This is a genomic window from Paenibacillus senegalensis JC66, from assembly GCF_000285515.1.
Taxonomy (GTDB): Bacteria; Bacillota; Bacilli; order Paenibacillales; family NBRC-103111; genus Paenibacillus_L; species Paenibacillus_L senegalensis.
Genome location: NZ_CAES01000138.1, coordinates 1 through 897 on the forward strand (window position 1 = coordinate 1; position 897 = coordinate 897).

At 40.1% G+C, this 897-nt stretch carries 1 protein-coding gene; it reads left to right on the forward strand.

What is annotated here, in order from left to right; all coding sequences use genetic code 11:
* Positions 1-141 precede the first annotated feature (141 nt).
* Positions 142-360: a regulator of G-protein signaling domain-containing protein gene (locus PSHG_RS26010; protein ID WP_010267362.1), complete on the forward strand. Its 219-nt coding sequence runs from the start codon at positions 142-144 to the stop codon at positions 358-360.
* The last annotated feature ends 537 nt before the right edge of the window (positions 361-897 follow it).

The window sequence follows — 897 nt, forward strand, 5'->3', positions numbered from 1 at the left end:
GCCTCTTCCGCATCTCCCTAAGCATTGAAATTATCCAGGTAAAGCGGCTTGAGCTGATTGGGCTTCCGGGGTTAATAAATCGGCCGCTCTCAGTAAGCAGTAACCGTTCTAACTATTAATGTCGTGAAAGGATTGTTGATTATGATTGGATTTTTGTTTAATGACAGAGAATGTAGAGAGTTGGATTATGTCTTGCGTAAAGAGCTTGATGAGATGCTTTTTGATCTAAAGGACCAGCAAATGAATTCCGAAGTGAAAAGTGCTATTGAATCCAGATACAAAGTGATCTTCAGAATGTACGCCCGTCTGGCTTCTCCGAAAGAAATTTCCAAGTATGCCCGAAACCGCAATTATCAATAAACATGAATGATATATCCTATAAACGGAGTTAAAGTTATTTAATACGGTATTCATTTCGAGATTGATGAGGTCAAACCCCATAGCTAAGTAAGCAGCAGATGGGGCGGGAAAAGCTCTGAGAATTCGGCAAAAGGTTTAGTTTGAATTTTTCTTGTTAAAACTATTGACTATTCTATAAGGATTATGGTAAATTAATTTTCGCCGCTTCAAACGGCTTGTCCAACAAGTGGTAAAGGTTGAGCAAGTCGAGTCAAAAAAGTTTTAAAAAAGCTTGCAATTGACTAGGTGAATGTGGTATATTGAATAGGTCGCCATTTTCAGAGATTTCTGAACGGAAGCGATAGATCAGCCCTTTGAAAACTGAACAATGAGTGAGTAATAAAGCCAGTGCAGCGGTCTAATAGACCGTGTGCAAAACGTTGATTGATATGAGCTAATCGCTCTACGGATATATTGCTTCAGTGCAGGACATCCTGTGTTGGGGGCACCCCCGAAAGTACTAGAATAAGCTTCGCAGCTGTTCTTCACTTTTGAGGG

Coding starts and splice junctions, on each gene's coding strand:
- PSHG_RS26010 (WP_010267362.1), top strand. CDS start 142: ATGATTGGATTTTTGTTTAATGACAGAGAATGTAGAGAGTTGGATTAT.